The following is an 18,411-nucleotide window of genomic DNA, read 5'->3' as shown; positions in this document are numbered from 1 at the left end:
AATGTCCTCGGAAAATTCGGCTCGCGCAGGCTGCGGCCATAGCCTGAACCTCGCGTTTCTCGATCATAAGTCCCTGATAAACCACGACCGCACAAAACCGCACCTCGCGGCCCTTTATCCTGCCATCGTGCGGTTGTTCTCCCCCATACCTCCCCATTTCCCGCCGAACCTGCGACGGGGCACGCCATGCTGCACCGGCTGGGAGGGGCGGTCATCGCGGCGCCGGAGCCGGGGCCCGTGCGACGAAGATGGTGTCGCGGGTGTCTTGTCTGGGCGTTCCGGCGCTGTCGGCCGTCTGCAGCGGACGCGGTGCGGCGCCCTCGTCGGGCTGCGGTCGCGGCGTGCTGGGATTGCTGCCGGTCTGTGAAACGAACAGCGCAGAGCGTGTCCATGCGAATGGATCGGGCGCAGTGGCCGGGACGGAGGAAGAGAGCGGCTCCGCCCCGATGACGGGTGCGATCGCCGCCACATAGGCGATGGTTTCGGGAGGGAGCGGTCTGCCGGTCGCCCGATAGTCTTCGTAGCGACCGGGGCCGGCATTGTAGGCGGCGAGGAAGCCCGGCGAGTCGTAGCGATCGCGCAGTTCGCGCAGATATGCGGCGCCCGCCAGGATGTTGTCGCGCGTGTCGTAGGGGTTGATGCCGAGGCCGTAGCGCGCGCGCAGATAGCCCCATGTCGCAGGCATGATCTGCATCAATCCCATCGCACCCTTTGGCGAGAGTGCGCGGACATCCCCGCGGCTCTCGACGCGCATCACGGCCCTGATCCACATCTCCGGCACGCCGAAGCGTTGCGAGGCTTCTGCGATGTAGGCTGCGTAGGGGTCGCTCGGCGTGGGCATGACGGGGCCGGCCGATTGCGCGCTGGCGCCTGTGAGCGGGGCGAGGCCGGAGGCCGGGCCGAGAAGGAAAATGAGCGCCCAGGCAGGGGTGCTCCGGCGTCTGGGTGCCGCTGTCCGGATGCGCTGGGCCGACATGGGTCAGTCGCGCTCGCCGCGCTTTGGCGGACGATTCCAGAACAGCCCCCAGGCGCTGGCGTCGTCGGGGGACTGGAAGAGGTTGGCGCGGATCGGGTAGGTAAATGTCGGGGAATCTAGCTGTAGCGAGACATATTCCCCGGCACGCTCGCCGGTCCGTTTCCAGCCCGCGCCGACTTCAGGGCCGTCCTCGTCGGTGCCGAGATGGATACGATAGTCGGGAGCGTTCTCCGCGTCGCTCTGACCGACGGGGACGAGCATGAGGTCCGCCGAGAGTCCGAGGGTCTCGATGCGCCCCTGATACCCCGCATCAAAGCGCTTGAACTGTCCAATCAATGCCATTGCTGATCTCCTTTCGCGTGAGGTGAAGTGGATTGGGGGAGAGTCGTCACCGCGCAGACGCCCGCCATGTGAAACGGCCATCGCCCTGTTCATCGGTGTAGAGTGGGGTCGCGCGGCCGATGACGGCGCGGGTGCTGAGTGGGCCGAAATATCGGCCGTCGAAGCTGCCTGGGACCGCCGTGTTCATGAAGAACAGCTCGTCCTCCAACACCCGCCGACAGCCGTACCAGCCGGGAAGTGGCCGGCCGTTCCGGTCGTGTTCCTGCAAGTTCCCGACGATCGCGCCATCGATGGTGATGGCCCGTCCTACGCGGCAGACGCGCTGGCCGGGGACTGCGGCGACATGCTTGATGAGCGGTAGTCCGCGCGGGAGGTAGCCGCCTTCGGCGAGGAAGTCGGCGAGCGGTGGCGGTGGCACGACTACCGCGAGCGCGCCGCGATCGAGCGTCTTGGCGGGCGCGATGGCGTAGAGGCCGATCGGCGTGCTCGCCGAGGCGTTCCAGATCAGCCGGGGCGTGAACGACGCCAGCGTCGAGGTCGCTACCAGCGCAATTCCCGCAGTGGTGGCTGCCGCGTAACGACGGCGAGTCATGCGCCGATCTCGCGCATGCGTTCAAAAGCGCGATGTCGCGTTCGCGTGTATCGTCGCGGCGGCGCTCCCACCGCGAGGCGGTTCTGGACGTGTCGCCAGTGGTCGGGCGACACGGCGCAGGGGTCGATGTCCTGGGCTTCGATCGCGTCGATATGTTCCAGAAGCTGCGACACCTTCGGCCAGCCGGCGGCGCGCAGCAGGATTTCCGCACCCGGCGAGACGGTTGGGACTGTCTGATAGCCCTCGCTTCGCCTGGCCGCGCGCAAGATGTCGAGCCGCGAGGCGATCGTGCCGTGATCATTCGATGCCCATCTGACGAGCGCGAAAACGGCGTCGGGAGCGAAGAAGAGAACGCGGCGGCGACGGTCGAGGATCTGCTCGCCCACTTCCCGGCCGAAGCGGAGCCAATGTTCGGTCTGTTGCTCGACCCAGACAAGCTCGACCTGCGTCAGCTCGGAGCCGTCGGTTGCCGGAACTGGTGCGGTGAGCGTGGTCATTCCTTCTCTCCTGATGGCGCTGGAAATTCACGCTCGAAGAGCGCGCGCAGCATGTCCGCGACGGTCTGGCCGCGCTGGAATGCCGCGATCTTGATCCGCCCGCGCATGTCGACAGTGACGTCGATCGTGAGGCGCGCGGGATATTCCTCGGCGGCTGTGGGGGGACGAACCGGCGTGTGTTCGGGTGCTCGCACCCAGCGTTCGGCGTCGCCCGGTCGGGCAGCGAAACCGCCGGAGGATTGCCGCTCCTTCATGGCAGTATGCCAGTGATCGCTGCGGCGAGCGCTGCGATTTCGGAGGCGGCAATCTGGGCGTGGCTAAGTTCGCTGGCGAGCCTGCCGCTTTGCGCGGCTTCTGCAAAGCCGATGCGCTGCCCGATCGCTGCGGCGAGCACGGGCGGGTCGTGATCGGCCAGTGCGGCTGCGGTCTCGCGTGCGATGACGGTGCGCGCCGAGCAGCGATTGAGGACGAACCGCGCGGCCAGTTCGGGCCGGTAGATGCGCGCCTCGCCGAGCAATGAGAGCATCTCGGCGGACGCCCAACCGTCGAGCGGGGACGGCTGAACCGGGATCAGAACGACGTCGGTCGCGAGCAGCGCCGAGCGCATCAGACTGGCAACACGCGGCGGCCCGTCGATGACGACATGGTCGACATCACGGGCAAGCTCGGGTGCCTCGCGATGCAGCGTGTCGCGCGCCAGCCCGACGACGCCGAATAGCCGCGGGTGGCCTTCGCGGGCGCGTTGTTCCGACCAGTCGAGTGCCGAACCTTGCGGGTCGGCATCGATCACGGTGACCCGCTTGCCCTCACACGCCCACTGTCCGGCGAGGTGCAGCGCCAGCGTCGTCTTGCCGACACCGCCCTTCTGATTGAGCAGCGCCACGATCATGATGCGGGCTGTCCCGGCGGCGCGTCGCTCGGCGAAACCGCGACGATGCGCGCGGCCGTTAGACAGATTCCGAAGGAATCTAGGTTAGCAATGTTAGAGTCGAAATAAGTCACTGAATCCGAAGCGGAATTCGACGATTCCGGTCCCCGATAGCACGATGGCCCGGTCCCCGATGGCACGATAGGGCTGGTCCCTGATAGCACGAGGGGTTTCACAGCTTATCCACAGGCCGGGCGAGCTTCAGGCGGCGCCGGCGCGGCACCGCGAACGGTATCGGATCGGTGGGCACAAAGGTCAGGATGTCGGGACAGCCCGCGCCGGGCAGGATCGCGAGCTTGTAGCCTGGGAGTGGCTGTCGCTGGACGATCTCTCGCAGGTCGTAGGCGAAGTGCTTGAGCGGCGAAAGCGAGCCGGACTTCGCGTGGAGATGCGCGAAGTCGAAACTCCATCCGGTTTCCTGTCGGCCGCCATGCTTGCGGACTAGGCGGTAGAGCCATCGTTCGAGGCCGCCGGTCAGGTTGAAATAGTCGCGGTCGATCGTCAGCACGAGCGCGTCGTCGAGCACGGCTGAGAAGAACCAGTCGGGGACGATGAGTTCCAGGCCGAGCGGGCGTCCGCGTTCGTCGATTCGCTCCTTCCATTCATTGATCCACGAGAAGCGGTGCATGCGCCGCTCGGTCGGTTGCCGGATCGAGGTGGCTACCGTCGTCGACTGGAGGCGGTCGAGGGCAGCTTTGAGCCGCTCATAGTCTCGCAGCGAGACACCCCGGCCGATGAAGTTCAGGATTTCGTAGGGTGTGGTCGCCATCAGGCGCGACGGGCGCAGTCCGAGGTCGCGCGCCTCGACGATCTGGGAGGCGGCCCAGATGAGAATGTCGGCGTCCCAGATGGTTGCCATGCCGTGCTCGGGTACGGCTTCGACGCGGATCTTCACCGAACCGGCTTTGAAGTCGATTGGGGCGAGCCGCTTGGATTTGGCGAGGGAGAAGAATGGATAGGCCATGAGGTCCTGTGCGTCGCGGGGTGCAAGGTCGCCGGGGAGCGATCTGAACAGGTCGAGCTGGGCGCGTTCGTCGTGCTGCCGGGTCGGTGGGGGCATCGGCGATCAGGCGCGATCGGGGAGTCCGGCGATGGCGGCATGGGGCTTGGCCGGCGGCACGGTGCGGGCACGGGGATCGGAGGTCGATGTCGCAACGCCGAGGTCCGCCCAAGCCTGCAGTTCGTCGATTGAATAGACGACCCGGCCGCCGAGCTTACGGAAGGTCGGTCCTGTGCCGTAGGTGCGGTGCTTTTCCAGCGTCCGTTGCGAGAGGCCGAGGAATCGGGCGGCTTCTGGCGTGCGGAGGTAGCGGTTCGGGAGCGTGGCGGCCTTTTCAGCCATAGAGACCTCGGTGGTTCGCAGGGGCACCGTGCAGGGACGGCGGGATGCGAGCATCGTGGCGTGCGTTCGGCGGGTCGGACGATGTCGAAGTTAAGCGGCTAATTTCGACATCGCGGCTTTAGCCGCGGGAGCGCCGGGGACGGCGCATCAAGTCGAGATATCCGCCACCGACAAGCACCCGCCCATCGCGCGCAAGGCGGATCACGGTCTCTCGCACCGGGCTGCCGACCCAGTCGCCGGGCTCGGTAGGATGCTGCGGGTAGAGCTGAAGCGCGATAGCCCGATAAGTGGCCTGAGCCGCATCGCCATCGATGGCTCGCAGCATTAAACGCGCACGGGCGCGGCGCTGTCGTGTCACTCGCTGGTCGGCGGGCACCCGCTTTCCGGCGAGGCCGGACCAGAACCGTTCAAGAGAGGCCAGTCTGTCGGGGGTAAGCGCATCGAGAACTGTCAGTGCGCACAGGGTTCGGCGATCATCGGGATCGGTGAGTTCGACGTCATACTGATCGCCGCGAATATCGAGGCGCATGAGGCTCGGCGCATGCTGCAGGATCATGAGCGGACGCAGGTCATCGCTCGTCAGCCGAAGTGTGCTTGGCGTACAACCGGGTGTGAGAACGATCGCGGCGGGATTGGCGTGGACGGACCAGAATATCGGTTGATGTTTGGCGGAGTGGCGGGGGTCGGCCAGGACTTCGCAACCCCCATTGCTCGGCAAGAGCGGTCTCCGCCTCTTGCGTCAAGCGCGCGCGCGTTCGGATGGCTCGGTAAGCGCGCTGATACTCGGGATTGCGGCGCAGGAACTCCCAAGCCAAATCCGTGGGCGAGAGCTCATCGACATAGTCGTATGCGTGCTCCGAACGCCAATCGCCGTCGTCTGCCACCCTCCAGCCTCCGCGCATATCCGTGCACGCGAGATGCGCTCGAAGAGAATCAGGAGGTTGAGGTTGCGTGGGAAGAGCGAAGTGGCGACAACGTGATGTCGTTACTGCATCACCAAAACAAACCGGTCAGCGGCCCAGTTCGTTTGGCCCGTGCTCAGTCATCCATTTGGCGCGCGCCAGATGTGCGGCGTGGACGGTCTTGGCGCGAATGGGATCTGCATCCGGATCGAGGCCGAAGAGGATTGATGCGACCTCCCGCCAGTCGGCGCCCTCGGCGTCGGCATCGAGAAGGCGCAGATAGAGCTTGAGGTGCGAGCGATCATAGTCGGTGACCGACGGATCGCTCGGCGGTGTCTCAGGGAAGTTGCTCGTCATCGCCGTAACCATAGCGAGGCGCTTCTATCCAGAATGGATGGATTTGCCACTGACGATTGTCGGTCAGCGCCCGCATTGCGGGGAGCCGTTGCGCTGCGACGGCGATCAGTCTGCCCTAGATCCTTCAACGAGCATCACCCCAACACCTTGGGCGGAGTTCAGGAGCACGATCCCGCTGCGCTCGAACGCGCGCCGGACTTCATCGCGAGTGCTCTCATAGACTTCGAGCCCGCTTTCTGACTCGAGCCTTTTGAGCGCGGTCAGTGATACGCGGGCCCGGTCAGCGAGCGTCTCCTGTGTCCATCCCAGCAACGCGCGTGCGGCCCGAGATTGTCGGGCGGTGATCATGACGATCACCTCCCACCCGGACCAATACGCACGCCAGAACTACGGCTATAATAGTCGTTCTTTGCACCTCGCGCCACAAGATGCTGCTGGCGCGGGTGCGCGCATGCGCCCTGCGCAGCGCCCGCTGATTCGCTCCACCAGCATGGCGATAGGCCCCGACCGTGGCGGTCGGGGCCTTCGTAGGTGGCCTTAGTCGGTGCGTCGGCCGGTGGGGCGGGACCAGATCAGCGAGTAACCTTCGCCGTCCTCGTCGTCGAAGAGGTTGGCGTAGATCGGGGCAGTGAAGCTGGGATCGTCGAGCTTCAGGCCGAGGTAGTTGCGGCCCTCGTTCGACTGCTTGGACCAGGCGGCGCCGATCTCGACGCGGCCGACCAGAACCCGGTGGCTGGGTGCGTTCTCGCCGGTGGCGCGCTGATCCTGGACGATGCGGACGTTCTTGGCCTGTACGCTGAGGGTGACGATCTCCCCGGTGAAGTCGTTCGAGCCGGTCTTCTTGAAGGTGCCGATGGTCGCCATGGTAAGTCTCCGTTTCCGTTCGAGCCCGCTCCATTGCGGCCTCGATGGCGATCGGGAGGTCGGAGGCGATCGGCGGCGCACCCCGGAGGGGCCTGACAGCAGAGGAGGACTTTCTTGGTGCGCGAGGAATGGCGGCGCAGCCGGCAGGGGAAGAAAGTTTGACGGCGCTGTTGCGCCTAGACGATCGAGGCGCAGCCGCCCTTCGACCAGATCAGGCCATTGCAGAGGCCGTTTGGGGCGGTCGGTAGCGGATATAGACGGGGCCCATGGCTGTCGGCAGAGGATAGTCCGGCTCGCTCGCTCTTCCGCCGGGGGGGCGGCCCTGCTGCTGGCGCAACCTCCCTCCATCCCGGGATCGTCGCTCCGCTCGATACGGGCCGGCATCCGGACCACCGCGCCGCGCGATCTGCCTCCTTCCAGCGTCGATGCGTGCTGCAACCGTCGCCGTGCGGAAACACCTGCGCCGCGCTTGTCCGCTGCCCTGCTGGCCGGGGGTAGCGTTGTGTTCGCTGATCTGGCCCTGCTCCTGCCGGGGTGTCTGGACGGTCAGGCGCGTGCGAGGGGCGGTCCGCTATGGTCGGGGCCTGTCACCATGCCGGCGATCCGGGCGAAGGCGGTCGCGCCGACCGCGATCGCGCCGACGACCGAGAAGATCGTCTGCCAGACGTCGCCGGGCATGAGATGCTTCACGATCCCATGGGTGGCGTGAAAGCCGGCGAACGCGGCCGGGGCGACGAACGCGGCGGCGACGATGAGCTTCAGCGCGGACGATCGCGTGAAGGCGAGCGCGAGCTGGCCGGCGGCGAGCGTCGCGGCGGCGGCCGCGAGGCCGACGATGGCGGCGCCGAGCAGGCCCGCGCCGGTGCCGTGGGCCCAGGCGCCGGCGGTGGTGCCGACAAAAACGGGGAGTGCGAATACTGCCAATGTGAAGAGCAGCCAGCACAGGAGCGCGATCGCTACGAGCGATCCGATTGCGGCGAGAAGTATCATGACGGTGGACTCCGCAGACAGGACTGACGGTTGCGCCAGCCACCACCACCGAGGCGCGTAATCGTCATAGCCGATTGTTGATCGCGGGAGGAGCGCTAATCGCCTGGGTGCGCGGGCGCGTGTTTCGCGCCCAAGAAAGGCGGCGCATCAAGCGCCGCCGAATTTCCAGACTTTGATTCCCATCTTACGCGCCTTGTCGGCGAGATTGTCGTTGATGCCCGTGCCGGGGAAGTGCAGCACACCCTTCGGGACGATCTCCAATATCTGGTCGTTGCGCTTGAACGGTGCGGCTCGCCCGTGCTTCGTCCAGTCGGGTGCGAAGCCGATCTGCGGCACGCCGCGCTTTGTGGCCCACAAAGAGGCGATGCGCTCGGCGCCCTTCGGCGATTTGCCATGCACCAGCACCATGTCGCTGTGCTTTTCGTGGACCTGATCGAGCTTCGACCAGATGAGCTGATGGTCGTTATAGTCGAGGCCGCCAGTCACGACGATCTTGGGTCCTGCGGGCACCAGCGCTTCCTGCTCGGCGCGGCGACGGGCCATCAGGAAATCCCGGCTGTCGATCATCGCGGCGGTGAGGTTGCGGTGGCTGACCTTCGAACCGCTGCGCGGGATCCACGGCTTCTTGAGCTGGCGCTCATAGTGGTCGGCGGCCTGCTCACGCATGAGCTCGAAGGCGGCCTGGCGCTCGAGGCTGGTTTTGCCCTCCGCGATCAGTCGTTCGAGTTCGACCGACTTCACCTCGCTGCCGTCCTGCTCGCGCTGCGAGCGTTTCTGCGCCTGTTCGTTGTCGTCGAGCTCGCGGGCAACGCGCTCGGTCGTCCGATGGAAGATATTGACGGTCGACCATAGGAGGTCGTCGAGGTCGGGTTCGAGGCGTGTGTCCTCCAGCGTTGCGATCAGGGCGTCGAAGATGTCGGCGATGGCGCCTGCGACCTGATTGCCGTCGGGCAGGAGCCGCTGGTCGGGTTCGTCCCCGAATGGTCGGTAGCCGTAAAGCTGAAGCTCGTTCAGGACATGGTCGGTCGGTGAGGATGCGTGGAAGGGTTCGTCGTCTTCGTAGCCGGTCATGAGATCCTCCGGATGCTGGACCGCGATCCGCCGCGGCCTTCATGGCGACGAAGCCCATGGGCGGGACGGACCTGCACCCGGCGCGTCAGCGCCGGGCCGGAACGCAGTGGAGGATGCCGAAGGACGGCTATTTTGATTCGCGATGGAAAGGCCCGCAGGGCCGCCGGAAAATAGCCTACCGCAGGCGTTGCCGGGCCGGCTTGCCTATGGGCCGATCGCCCCCTCGGAAGGCCGGGGTCGTGGTCCTCTCGGCGTCCGGTTCGATTGTGTCCGGCGGCGTGACAAACCGTGACTTTACGCCACGGGCGTCCCTGTCATGAAACCAGAAAGCGGGTGACGTCCTGCGGGGACATCTGCTGCCGCACCCGCGCGCGCAGCGCAGGCAATCCGAGGATGAGCAGGTCTTCGTTATAGTCCTCAAGCTCGGGCGTCAGCACGATCGCCTCGATCCCGGCCGCGTTCGCCCGTTCGGCCAATGTATCGCGAGCCGCCTCGCCGGCGGGGTCGTTGTCGCGGACGATATAGAGGCGGCGCAGGCTCTCGGGGAAAGCGATGGCGGCGAGATGTGCTGCGGAGAGTCCAGCGAGCGTCGGCATCCTGGGCAAAGCCTGCCGGAGTGACAGGACCGTCTCGATCCCTTCGCCTGCCGCCATGACATCGGTGCTGGCACCGAACCGCACCGCATTGCCGAGAAGGTCTCCCATCGCCCGTCGCGGGGTGTCGATCGGCGCTTTGCCACGCCCCGCGCGGTCGAGCCAGGTTCGATGCGCGCCGGTGATCTTGCCCATGACGTCGGTCACCGAGGCGACCATTGCCGGCCAGGTCTCGGTCGGCGCGGTGTCCATCGGCCGATAATAGCATCGGGGATGGAAATGCAGGCTGTCGGTGTCCCGCAAATCCGTAATGCCGCGTTTGCGTAAATACGTTTGTGCGATTTTGCCCGCTATCGGTTTCGAGATGGCGATGAGGCGGCGCGCTGCCTCTGGCGATCCCTGCGGCGCTGGCGCACGTCGTGCTGTCGCGGGTTCTGGCCGCTCGGCGGCCGGCATGGAGAGGAATCGGCGGGCTTCGTCCGCCACATCCTTGAAGTCGTGAAGGCCCCAGCATTCCCGGATGATGTCGAGCAGGTCACCATGTTCGCCGGTTGCGGCGTCCGTCCATTTCCCCGCCGGTCCCTTCGCCGTGCTGTGCAGACGGACATAGGTGGAGCGGCCGGGCGTGTTGCGGGCGTCGCCGACCTGCCAGTAGCGGCCGGCGCGGTCGCCGTTCGAGAGATAGTGGCGGCAGACGGCCTCGGCGTCGTGCGCAAGTCGTTCGGCCAGCGTGATGATCGGTTCGTATTCCATCAGGTGTCGCCTGTCAGATGCTCATCCAGCCACCGGCTGGTGGAAATGCGGTCGATGGTGCGCCCGGTCGCAAGGTCGAGCACATGGGCACCCCCGCCGAAGCCGTCGACGCTGGGCGGGTCGGATTGGAGCGCCCACTGGAAGCCCCAGCGGCCGGCGAGGCCAAGCGCGGTGGCGCAGCGCTGGACGAAGGCGATCAGCAATTGCTGGTCGGCCGTGCCGGTGTCGTGCAGCCAGAGGCGATGGGCGCCATAGTCGGGCACGACGGACAGCCGGAAGGCGTCGGCCGGCGGGTCTTGCCGCGCATTCTCCGCGAGCAGGTCGGTGTAGAGGGTGAAGGCGCGTTCGACGTTGGCGGCGGTGCGGACGTCGAGCACGCAAGAAAGGCGGACGTGATGCGCCATGGGCCATCTCCAAGCCAAACGGGCCGCCATTGCTGACGGCCCGCATGATCGATTGTCGGGAAGTTATTCCGCCGCGACGGCGAACGGCGCGTCGTCGCGCGGGTCAGTGTGGCTCATGGGTTCGCTGTCGCCCATAGCCTGTTCGCCGCCGTCCTCCGCCGAGTCATCGCCGATCGTCGCCGGGGCAGCGAGTCGGAGGGGCTCGGCCAGCCAGCCGGTGCCCGCGAGAAGTTCCTCGGCCTGTTTCGCCATCTCGCCCTTCTTCAGGTGGTCGATGGTCTGGGCGGCGGTGTCGCCGGCACCTTCGCGCACCGCGAGAAGGATACGGGCCTTGGTGACGCGGCCGAGATAGTTGCCTACGGTGGGCCGCCAGCCCGATGCGACCATGTCGAGCCCGGTTGCGCGCGCGAGGCGGTCGGCCTGGGCGAGGCGCTGGTCGAGACCGTGCTGGGAGACGCCGTGACCGCCATAGGGGTTGGGCTTCTCGTACAGCGCGTTCACGCCGAAGCTCACGCAGTGGGCCAGCAGCGCCATCCGGTCGGTTTCGTCGAGTTGGTCGATCCAGTTCCACCGTGCGTCCTCGTCGGCGGGGATGACGTCGCCCCACAGTTCGTGACGCTGTTCGGCTTCCCGCGCTGCCGCGCTGTCGCCAAGGGCTTCGTCCTGGGCGGGGAAGTGAACATGGCGCACGGACGCCTCCAGCGCCCCGGCATAGGAGTGATGGTCGAAGGCGTCGGCGACGAGCTTGTGGAGGAGCGCCGTCATTGCAATGCGCGGGTCGTTGGCGACTGCGTTGCGCAGCGCGAGCGTGCGATGCGCAGTGAGTTCGCCGAGCAGCCGGTCGGGAAGCGGTTTGATGCCGTCTTCCTCCTCGGCGGGCTCGACGGTCTGGCCGCCGATCGCGATGACCGTCCGTGTGTCCGAGGTCGCATCCGCGCCGTCGTTCGCCGGGTCGTGCGTAGCGGGCTCTCCGCCCTCCTGCACGGTCGGCGCCTCGTCCTCGGCGCGGACGTAGCCCCGGTCGATGTCGAGCGAGCCGTCGTGGCCGATGCTGACGAAGACGCCGGCACGGGCGATGTCGGTGGGATCGTAGCGGACCGGGCGGGTCTTGAAGGCTGCGAGCGCCGTCTCGATCTCGCCAAAGCGATGGTCGATCTCGTCGGGCAGCTCATCGACGCCCTCATGCTGCGCTTCGATCTGCTCATATTCGGCGTTGAGCGCGGCGATCGTCGCCTCCTCGTCGGACGTTAGTGCGATCGTCTCGCCGGCGAGTTCGCGCAGGCCGTAGGTCGCATCGTAGGGGAAGCTGACCCCGACCTCGATCCACTTCCAGCCCTCGGCCGCAATGCCGACGGCGGCGTCGCGAAGCTTTTCGGACACGAGCATGTCGAGAAGGCTGGGATCCTGCAGCCAGCCGCCATCGTCTTTCTCGAACAGGTCGCGCAACACAAAGCCGCCGGCCTCCTCATAGGCATCAACGCCGACATAGAGGGCGCGCTTGTCGGACGCGCGGACCGCGCTTTCGGTCAGCATACGGCGGATCTGATAGGGCTGCTTGTTCCAGCTGTCCTTGATCGCGTCCCAGACCTGTTCCTGGCGGGCATGGTCGTTGGAGACGGTGAAGGCCATCACATGCTCGAGCTGCATGCCGTCATCGGCGTAGATCTGCAGCAGGGTCGGTGAGACGGCGGCGAGGCGGAGCCGCTGCTTAACGATCGCGACCGACACGAAGAAAGCGGCAGCGACCTCCTCTTCGCTCATGCCCTTGTGGCGCATGTCGTTGAACGCGCGATATTGGTCGAGGGGATGGAGGGCGGCGCGCTCGATATTCTCGGAGAGCGAGATTTCCTCGGGGAGGATGGCGCCGTCGCGCTCGCGCACGACACACGGCACGGGGGCGGTCTTGGCGAGCCGCTTGCGCTTCACGAGCAGTTCGAGGGCGCGGTAGCGGCGACCGCCGGCCGGAACCTCGAACATGCCGGTCTCGTTGCCGTCGGCATCGACGACGGGGAAGACGCTGATACTCTGAATGAGGCCTCGACGGGCGATCGAATCCGCCAGTTCCTCGACCGACGCGCCGGCTTTTATCCGGCGGACGTTCGACTGGCTGAGAACCAGCTTGTTGAGGGGGATGTCACGCGAGGGTGCGAGGGTGATCTTCTGTACGGCCGTGGCCATGGTAGGTCTCCGCGACAGGCGTCGAGAGCCTCTCTCTCAACCTAAACCCGTCACGAAGGCCGTTTCCGGCCCTCTTCCTCTCTCCCTAGGGCGCTCCGCGCGGGCGGCCTGAGCGGGCGCGACCGCGCGCCGCGAGCCGTGTTCGTCGCTCGCGTCACGGCCATATTGCGGACGTCCGCGATTGCATCGTCTCCTGCTCCAGCACCCGGGAAAGATGGGCCGTGTCGTAGATAACCGCGACGAGGCGCGTGCGGCCTCTCAGGATGATCCGGTCGCCCATGTCATCCGAGGCGATGTAGTTCGGTGCGCCGTCGATTTCGATCAGATACCCTTTAGGCTTCAGGTCGGCGTGACGCGCCGGCAGTTTCCGCTCGGACATTTTATCTCGTCACCAAGGGAATCAGCCGCCGATCATTGTGGATCGCGGCTCGTGGTGCTGAGCTTCGATCGAGATAGCTACTGCGCATGGATTCAATTGGCACTGGTCGCACTCCTCCGAAATTCGTCTGGAGATGGCGTGAAGGTCGGGATGAGCCAAGGGCGGGATTGTTGACGGTCTGACAACAGTCTGTCCGGTGTTGCCCGATTATAATTTCCTCGGGCGAAGGTAGATTGGCGGGGCAACCATCCGGGAGACCATGACCAATCCTTCCGCGATGCCCCCAATGGCTGTTCGCGTGGAGCTTCGATCTACCGAAGGGCGTGGTCCCCCCGCGCTTATTTCTGGCTGACCGGCGTTAGCGTAGGCTGAGGTATCGACAGAGTCCCGCCGCGCTGTTCCCCCACGCCGATCTAAGGAAAGCCGCTTCGGGTCGCATCGAAGCGTTCGACCCCGCCGGATCTGGTCCGGCGGGGTCGTCTGTCACTGTGCGCGTTCGAGAAGCTTCTTCGCCCTGCCTTCAAGGTCGAGGCGGGCATCCTGATTGGTCTTGTCGCGGGCGATCGCGGTGATCCCTTGGACGAAGTCGAACACGCTTTCGGGCGGGTGCCCTTCTTCTGCGAGAACGGTCTCGATGATGCGACCCGTCTCCGCTTTGGAGAAGCCGCGTCGGCGCAGAAAGTCACCGCGGTCTTCGTCGGTGCGGGCGACAATGCGCTCACGGGCAGCACGGATGCCATTGACGAAGGGGAGCGGCGAGGAGTTGGCGAAGTTCAGCAACGCCGGTGCCGCCTCGTGGGCGAAGCGCGACGCCGCATATTTGGAATGGCGGATCGAGATTTCCTCGAAGCTCTCGACGCCCCAGAGATTCCGGTTCTGGCAGGCCGCGCGAAGATAGAAGCTCGCCATGCCGAGCGTCTTCGCGCCGACTTCGGAGTTCCAGCAGTAGAAGCCCCGAAAGTAGAGGTCGGGCGATCCGTCTGGGAGTCGTCCGGCCTCGATCGGGTTGAGATCGTCGACGAGGAACAGGAAGATGTCGCGATCGGAGGCGTAGAGTGTGGTCGTGTCCTTGGTGATGTCGACGCGCGGGTTGTAGATGCCGGTCGACCAGTCAAGCACGCCGGGCACCTTCCAGCGAGTGTCGCCCGTGCCGTTGCCCGCGATGCGTTGGACGGCATCGACCAGCTCGTGGTCGAAGATGCGGCCATAGTCAGGGCCGGTGACGGCGCGCAGCTCAAGCCGGCCTTTCTCGGTTTCGAGCGTCTTGATCTGCTCTGCGCGGTGGGAGGTCAGTCCATATTGGAGGTTTATCCCCGCAAGCGGCGCGGAGAGCTGGCGCAGGTAGGCGGCTGGTGCGCCGATCAGGCTGGCGAGCTGGCCGAAGCTCCAGTGAGTCGGCGCGGCGGGTCGATCGGCGCCAGGCAGGATGAGCGTCAGGCGCTCGGCGTTCGATCGGTCGGCCTCGACGCGGATCGCGGCGGTTTCGAGGACGCGGGTATGGCTCCGCTCGGACCGGCTGCGGACGGCGTGGCCGAGGGCATCGAGCGAGAGGAAGCGTTCGTCGTCGGGGCGGGAAAACCACTCCGACGAAACCCGGCCGTTCCGTTCGCCGCGCGAGACATCGACCTTGTATCCGCCGCTCACGTCACGGCGCGCGTCTAGGGTCTGGGTAATCATGGCACTGGTCTTTCGCGACGGGCGCCGGGAGCCTCTCTCCCAGCCGTTAACCCGTCACGGCCATCGGCTCGGCACTCTCGCTCTCTGGGGGGCGTTGCGGGGTCTCCCCGCAGAAGGGGTCGGCGGAGACGTCAGGCTCGGCCGCAGGGGAAGGCTTTTCCCTCGGGGCACAAATCCGGAAAGGCGGCTTTCAGGCCAGTTGGCCGGCGGCGGGCTTGACTTCCGATCATCGCTTAGAAGCATTGATACCAACGAAGCAGCAGATAAAACTTTCGCACAGAATTTCGCGGCGAGGGCAGCTATTAGCTGGAATTATGTAAGCTTCGTGCTACATATCACGTCGATCTGTAGCGCGAAGGTGGCAAGTGCCGACACCCCATAAGCCATCAGCAGCGGTGCGACGCGCAATGCGCAAGCTCGGCGCTGACATCCGCGACGCGCGGAAGCGTCGGCGGTTGCCAATGGCCGTCGTGGCGGAACGCGCGTTCACGTCTCGGTCGACCCTACAGAAGATTGAAGCGGGCGATACCAACGTGAGCATTGGCATCTACGCCGGCGCTCTTCAGGCGCTCGGACTTCTCGACGGTCTGAGCCAGATTGCAGACATCAGCAATGACAGCGTCGGCCAGTCGCTTGCCAGCGCCGAATTGCCCAAACACGCCCACCTGAAGAGATCGTCGGGGACGTCACGCGATGGCTGACTTCGAGGTGCATCTCGATCTGGATGGACGGACGCGTCCGGTGGGTCTGGCTAGGAGCAATCGTGTCCGTGGTGCCGAAACCATCCTGTTTGAGTACGATCGTGATTGGCTTGAAGACGCCGAACGGTTCTCGCTGGAGCCTGCGCTTGCGCTAACACGCGGCGCCTTCGCACCCCCCGTTGGTCTTGCAACCTTCGGCTCCATCAGCGACTCCGCGCCCGATACCTGGGGCCGCCGCCTCATGCAACGCGCAGAACGCCGGAGCGCTGACCGTGAAGGCCGGGCAGTGCGCACGCTGGCGGAGAGCGATTATCTGCTTGGCGTCGCAGACGAGACGCGGCTCGGCGCGCTCCGCTTCCGCTGGGTCGGCGAAGACCAGTTTCAGGCGCCGATCCGCGCCGGTGTGCCCGCCCTGATCGAACTCGGCCGACTGCTCCAGATTACCGAACGCATCTTGCGCGACGAAGAGACCGACGAGGATCTCCAGCTAATCTTCGCACCCGGCTCCTCCCTCGGTGGAGCGCGGCCCAAGGCATCGGTCGTCGATCAACATGGCCGTCTCTCGATCGCCAAATTTCCCAAGGAGACCGACGACTACAGCATGGAAACCTGGGAGGAAGTCGCCCTGCTACTCGCTGGCCAGGCTGGCATCGCCACACCTTTTCACGAACTGATCGACGTGGCCGGCAAGAAGGTCATGTTGTCCCGGCGCTTTGATCGCGACGGCGCAGTTCGGATTCCCTTCCTTTCGGCGATGGCGATGATGGGCGCAAAGGATGGAGAACGCGGTAGTTATCCGGAGATTGTCGACGCCCTTGCCGAGCATGGTGCGCAGGGAAAGAGCGATGCTCACGCCCTCTATCGTCGCGTCGTGTTCAACGTGCTGATCTCAAATGTCGATGATCACTTGCGTAATCACGGCTTCCTTTGGCTCGGCCGGGCCGGATGGTCGCTTTCGCCCGCCTACGATCTGAACCCGGTGCCGACCGACATCAAGGCACGGGTGCTGACGACCAACATCGATCTTAATGAGGGCACCTGTTCACTCGATCTCCTGGAAGAAGCGTCGGAGTTCTTCGCCCTGACGTTGGCGCAGGCTCGCGTGGTCATCAAAGAGGTGGCGACCGTTACCGCGACTTGGCGGGAGACCGCCAAAGCGGTCGGCGCACGGTCGGCCGAGATCAGCCGAATGGCCAGCGCCTTCGAACACGACGATTTGAGGCGAGCCTTGGCGCTATGATGAGAACCTTTCCTCATTGCTTTGGGCCGCTGCTGCCGTTGGACGAGTGCACCCTATCGCCGCCGCGCGTTGGTCAACTACAGCCATGTCTCTCACTCGTAGACGCCGTTTGTCGCCAATCGGTTCCTTTAGGCGGCCATGGGCGAGCTCAACGGCCGGCTCAACCTTGTAACGATACCCGGAATGCTTGGTCAGTATGAATATAGAGAACATTGTTCAGAAGATTTGGAATCTTTGCCACATCCTTAGGGGTGATGGTGTCAGCTATCACGAGTATATTTCAGAACTGACCTACCTGCTGTTCCTCAAAATTGCTGAGGAGAACGGCACCGAAGATCTTCTTCCGAAAGGATATCGGTGGAGAGATCTTGTCGGCTATGAAGGTCCGGATCTCCTAAACTTCTACAGAGAAATGCTGACTTATCTGGGCGGCCACGCGGAGAGTGAAAACATCCGGAAAATATACGCGTTTCCTACTACCGTGTTCTCGCACTCAGAAAATCTGAAGGCTGTGGTCGATGGCATTGCCCGTCTGGATTGGCATTCGTTATCGATGGACGGAATGGGAGACATTTACGAAGGATTGCTTTCGAAGAACTCCCAGGATGCGCGATCCGGAGCGGGACAATATTTTACGCCTCGGGCGCTCGTTGATTCCATCGTGAAGCTCGTTCAGCCAGCCTTGGGAGATGTCGTCCAAGACCCAGCGACCGGAAGCGGCGGCTTCCTGATTTCAGCAGATCAACAACTTCGGGCCCGTGTCGCACCGGATGAGTATGACCGCAATCCGCCAAAATACGAAGGCGTCGAGATTGAGAAGGCGACCTTTCGAATCTGCTTGATGAATGCCTTCCTCCATCAGCTCGATTCTCGTCTCATTTTGGGAGACGCCCTGACATCGGACGCCGACCTGCTATCCCCGGCGGACGTCATTCTGGCCAATCCGCCATTCGGCGCAAAAGCTGGAAGCGCGCGGAAGTTGCGTGAAGATATTACCTATGGGGGCGCTAACAAGCAGCTGGCTTTTCTTCAGCACATCTATCTTGGGCTGAAGCCGGGGGGACGGGCTGCGGTAGTTTTGCCGGACAATGTGCTTTTCGAAGAGGGTGTAGGTCAAAAGATTCGGCGCGAGCTCATGGAGCTTTGCAATCTCCACACAATCCTAAGACTTCCGAGTGGAATTTTCTACAGTCCCGGGGTCAAGACAAACGTTCTGTTCTTTGTGAGGGGCGAGACAGACAGCGGAAATACCGAGACTGTGTGGGTATATGACATGCGTCATGAAGCACCCCGCTTTGGAAAAAAGCGTCCTCTGACCGCCGGTGATTTCGAGCCGTTCGAGAGCGCGTTCGGCTCAGACCCAAGCGGTAATGCTCCCCGCGTTAGTGAGGGTGAAGGAGGGCGTTGGCGATCTTATGATCGGCGAGCGATCGCCGATCGCTCCGACAATCTCGATCTTATCTGGTTGGGCGGGTCCGATCCAGCTCCCGAGGAGTTGCCGGCCGAGCCCGAGGAAGTCGCAGCCGCGATAATCGGCCATTTGCGGAACGCCCTGGCTGACATCCAAGCGGTCGCCGACGAGCTCGGAGACTCTTCCGGGGCCGCGCAATGATTTCCGGGCCTCT

23 protein-coding genes are annotated in these 18,411 nt (G+C 64.7%); 3 read left to right on the top strand and 20 right to left on the bottom strand.

Annotated elements, in window-relative coordinates; genetic code table 11:
• Window positions 1–211: 211 nt before the first annotated feature.
• From HL653_RS04415 to HL653_RS04325, 20 genes are all read right to left on the bottom strand, one after another.
• Window positions 212–841, bottom strand: coding sequence for a lytic transglycosylase domain-containing protein (locus tag HL653_RS04415; RefSeq protein WP_253717533.1), 630 nt, complete (start codon window positions 839–841; stop codon window positions 212–214).
• 138 nt (window positions 842–979) lie between these two features.
• Entirely contained in the window at window positions 980–1,318 is a 339-nt protein-coding gene (locus tag HL653_RS04410; RefSeq protein ID WP_171743440.1) for a DUF736 domain-containing protein, read from the bottom strand.
• Between the two features lie 46 nt (window positions 1,319–1,364).
• On the bottom strand, window positions 1,365–1,910 hold the full coding sequence (locus HL653_RS04405) for a S26 family signal peptidase (RefSeq protein WP_171743439.1): 546 nt from the start codon (window positions 1,908–1,910) through the stop codon (window positions 1,365–1,367).
• The gene (locus HL653_RS04400; protein WP_171743438.1) at window positions 1,907–2,407 is read right to left on the bottom strand and encodes a DUF2840 domain-containing protein; all 501 of its coding nucleotides are present in this window, start codon (window positions 2,405–2,407) and stop codon (window positions 1,907–1,909) included. The genes HL653_RS04405 and HL653_RS04400 overlap by 4 nt, the downstream gene beginning before the upstream one ends.
• Window positions 2,404–2,661 carry a hypothetical protein gene (locus HL653_RS04395; RefSeq protein ID WP_171743437.1) on the bottom strand — a complete coding sequence of 86 codons (258 nt, stop codon included), beginning with the start codon at window positions 2,659–2,661 and terminating at the stop codon, window positions 2,404–2,406. Before HL653_RS04395 ends, HL653_RS04400 begins: the two co-directional genes overlap by 4 nt.
• On the bottom strand, window positions 2,658–3,296 hold the full coding sequence (gene parA / locus HL653_RS04390; protein WP_171743436.1) for a ParA family partition ATPase: 639 nt from the start codon (window positions 3,294–3,296) through the stop codon (window positions 2,658–2,660). Before parA ends, HL653_RS04395 begins: the two co-directional genes overlap by 4 nt.
• 211 nt (window positions 3,297–3,507) lie before the next feature.
• Entirely contained in the window at window positions 3,508–4,395 is an 888-nt protein-coding gene (locus HL653_RS04385) for a replication initiator protein A (protein ID WP_171743435.1), read from the bottom strand.
• A gap of 6 nt (window positions 4,396–4,401) precedes the next feature.
• Window positions 4,402–4,677, bottom strand: a complete 276-nt coding sequence (locus tag HL653_RS04380; protein WP_171743434.1) for an AlpA family transcriptional regulator — start codon at window positions 4,675–4,677, stop codon at window positions 4,402–4,404.
• 118 nt (window positions 4,678–4,795) lie between these two features.
• On the bottom strand, window positions 4,796–5,233 hold the full coding sequence (locus HL653_RS04375; RefSeq protein WP_171743433.1) for a DUF2285 domain-containing protein: 438 nt from the start codon (window positions 5,231–5,233) through the stop codon (window positions 4,796–4,798).
• Window positions 5,234–5,246: 13 nt separating this feature from the next.
• Window positions 5,247–5,579, bottom strand: coding sequence for a DUF6499 domain-containing protein (locus tag HL653_RS24565; protein ID WP_367613591.1), 333 nt, complete (start codon window positions 5,577–5,579; stop codon window positions 5,247–5,249).
• A 108-nt stretch (window positions 5,580–5,687) separates the two neighbouring features.
• Window positions 5,688–5,948 carry a DUF2285 domain-containing protein gene (locus HL653_RS04370; RefSeq protein WP_253717529.1) on the bottom strand — a complete coding sequence of 87 codons (261 nt, stop codon included), beginning with the start codon at window positions 5,946–5,948 and terminating at the stop codon, window positions 5,688–5,690.
• Window positions 5,949–6,041: 93 nt separating this feature from the next.
• Window positions 6,042–6,284 (bottom strand): helix-turn-helix transcriptional regulator, encoded by a 243-nt coding sequence (locus tag HL653_RS04365; protein WP_171746772.1) that lies wholly within the window; start codon window positions 6,282–6,284, stop codon window positions 6,042–6,044.
• A gap of 189 nt (window positions 6,285–6,473) precedes the next feature.
• Window positions 6,474–6,800, bottom strand: a complete 327-nt coding sequence (locus tag HL653_RS04360; protein ID WP_171743432.1) for a DUF736 domain-containing protein — start codon at window positions 6,798–6,800, stop codon at window positions 6,474–6,476.
• A 546-nt stretch (window positions 6,801–7,346) separates the two neighbouring features.
• A complete protein-coding gene (locus HL653_RS04355; RefSeq protein ID WP_171743431.1) occupies window positions 7,347–7,790 on the bottom strand; it encodes a hypothetical protein in 444 nt (147 codons plus the stop codon).
• Between the two features lie 147 nt (window positions 7,791–7,937).
• Window positions 7,938–8,861, bottom strand: a complete 924-nt coding sequence (locus HL653_RS04350; RefSeq protein WP_171743430.1) for a DUF2493 domain-containing protein — start codon at window positions 8,859–8,861, stop codon at window positions 7,938–7,940.
• 314 nt (window positions 8,862–9,175) lie between these two features.
• Complete coding sequence (locus HL653_RS04345) at window positions 9,176–10,207, bottom strand: toprim domain-containing protein (protein WP_171743429.1); 1,032 nt, start codon at window positions 10,205–10,207, stop codon at window positions 9,176–9,178.
• Window positions 10,207–10,611: a hypothetical protein gene (locus HL653_RS04340; RefSeq protein WP_171743428.1), complete on the bottom strand. Its 405-nt coding sequence runs from the start codon at window positions 10,609–10,611 to the stop codon at window positions 10,207–10,209. The genes HL653_RS04345 and HL653_RS04340 overlap by 1 nt, the downstream gene beginning before the upstream one ends.
• A gap of 63 nt (window positions 10,612–10,674) precedes the next feature.
• Window positions 10,675–12,789 (bottom strand): ParB/RepB/Spo0J family partition protein, encoded by a 2,115-nt coding sequence (locus HL653_RS04335; protein WP_171743427.1) that lies wholly within the window; start codon window positions 12,787–12,789, stop codon window positions 10,675–10,677.
• Window positions 12,790–12,943: 154 nt separating this feature from the next.
• Window positions 12,944–13,168, bottom strand: coding sequence for a hypothetical protein (locus tag HL653_RS04330; protein WP_171743426.1), 225 nt, complete (start codon window positions 13,166–13,168; stop codon window positions 12,944–12,946).
• Between the two features lie 483 nt (window positions 13,169–13,651).
• Window positions 13,652–14,845, bottom strand: a complete 1,194-nt coding sequence (locus HL653_RS04325; RefSeq protein WP_171743425.1) for a DUF932 domain-containing protein — start codon at window positions 14,843–14,845, stop codon at window positions 13,652–13,654.
• Window positions 14,846–15,210: 365 nt separating this feature from the next.
• Here HL653_RS04325 and HL653_RS04320 point away from each other — a divergent pair, with 365 nt between their 5' ends.
• The 3 genes from HL653_RS04320 (at window position 15,211) to HL653_RS04310 (ending at window position 18,398) form a co-directional block, all read left to right on the top strand.
• Window positions 15,211–15,546, top strand: a complete 336-nt coding sequence (locus HL653_RS04320) for a helix-turn-helix domain-containing protein (RefSeq protein ID WP_171743424.1) — start codon at window positions 15,211–15,213, stop codon at window positions 15,544–15,546.
• Complete coding sequence (locus HL653_RS04315; protein ID WP_171743423.1) at window positions 15,539–16,786, top strand: type II toxin-antitoxin system HipA family toxin; 1,248 nt, start codon at window positions 15,539–15,541, stop codon at window positions 16,784–16,786. The genes HL653_RS04320 and HL653_RS04315 overlap by 8 nt, the downstream gene beginning before the upstream one ends.
• Window positions 16,787–16,982: 196 nt before the next feature.
• Window positions 16,983–18,398 carry an N-6 DNA methylase gene (locus HL653_RS04310; RefSeq protein WP_171743422.1) on the top strand — a complete coding sequence of 472 codons (1,416 nt, stop codon included), beginning with the start codon at window positions 16,983–16,985 and terminating at the stop codon, window positions 18,396–18,398.
• Window positions 18,399–18,411 lie beyond the last annotated feature (13 nt).

It is taken from the genome of Sphingomonas sp. AP4-R1 (assembly GCF_013113735.1).
Lineage (GTDB): Bacteria > Pseudomonadota > Alphaproteobacteria > Sphingomonadales > Sphingomonadaceae > Sphingomonas_I.
Note: the sequence above shows the minus strand (reverse complement) of the source record. Positions and strands in the feature narration are given on the sequence as shown.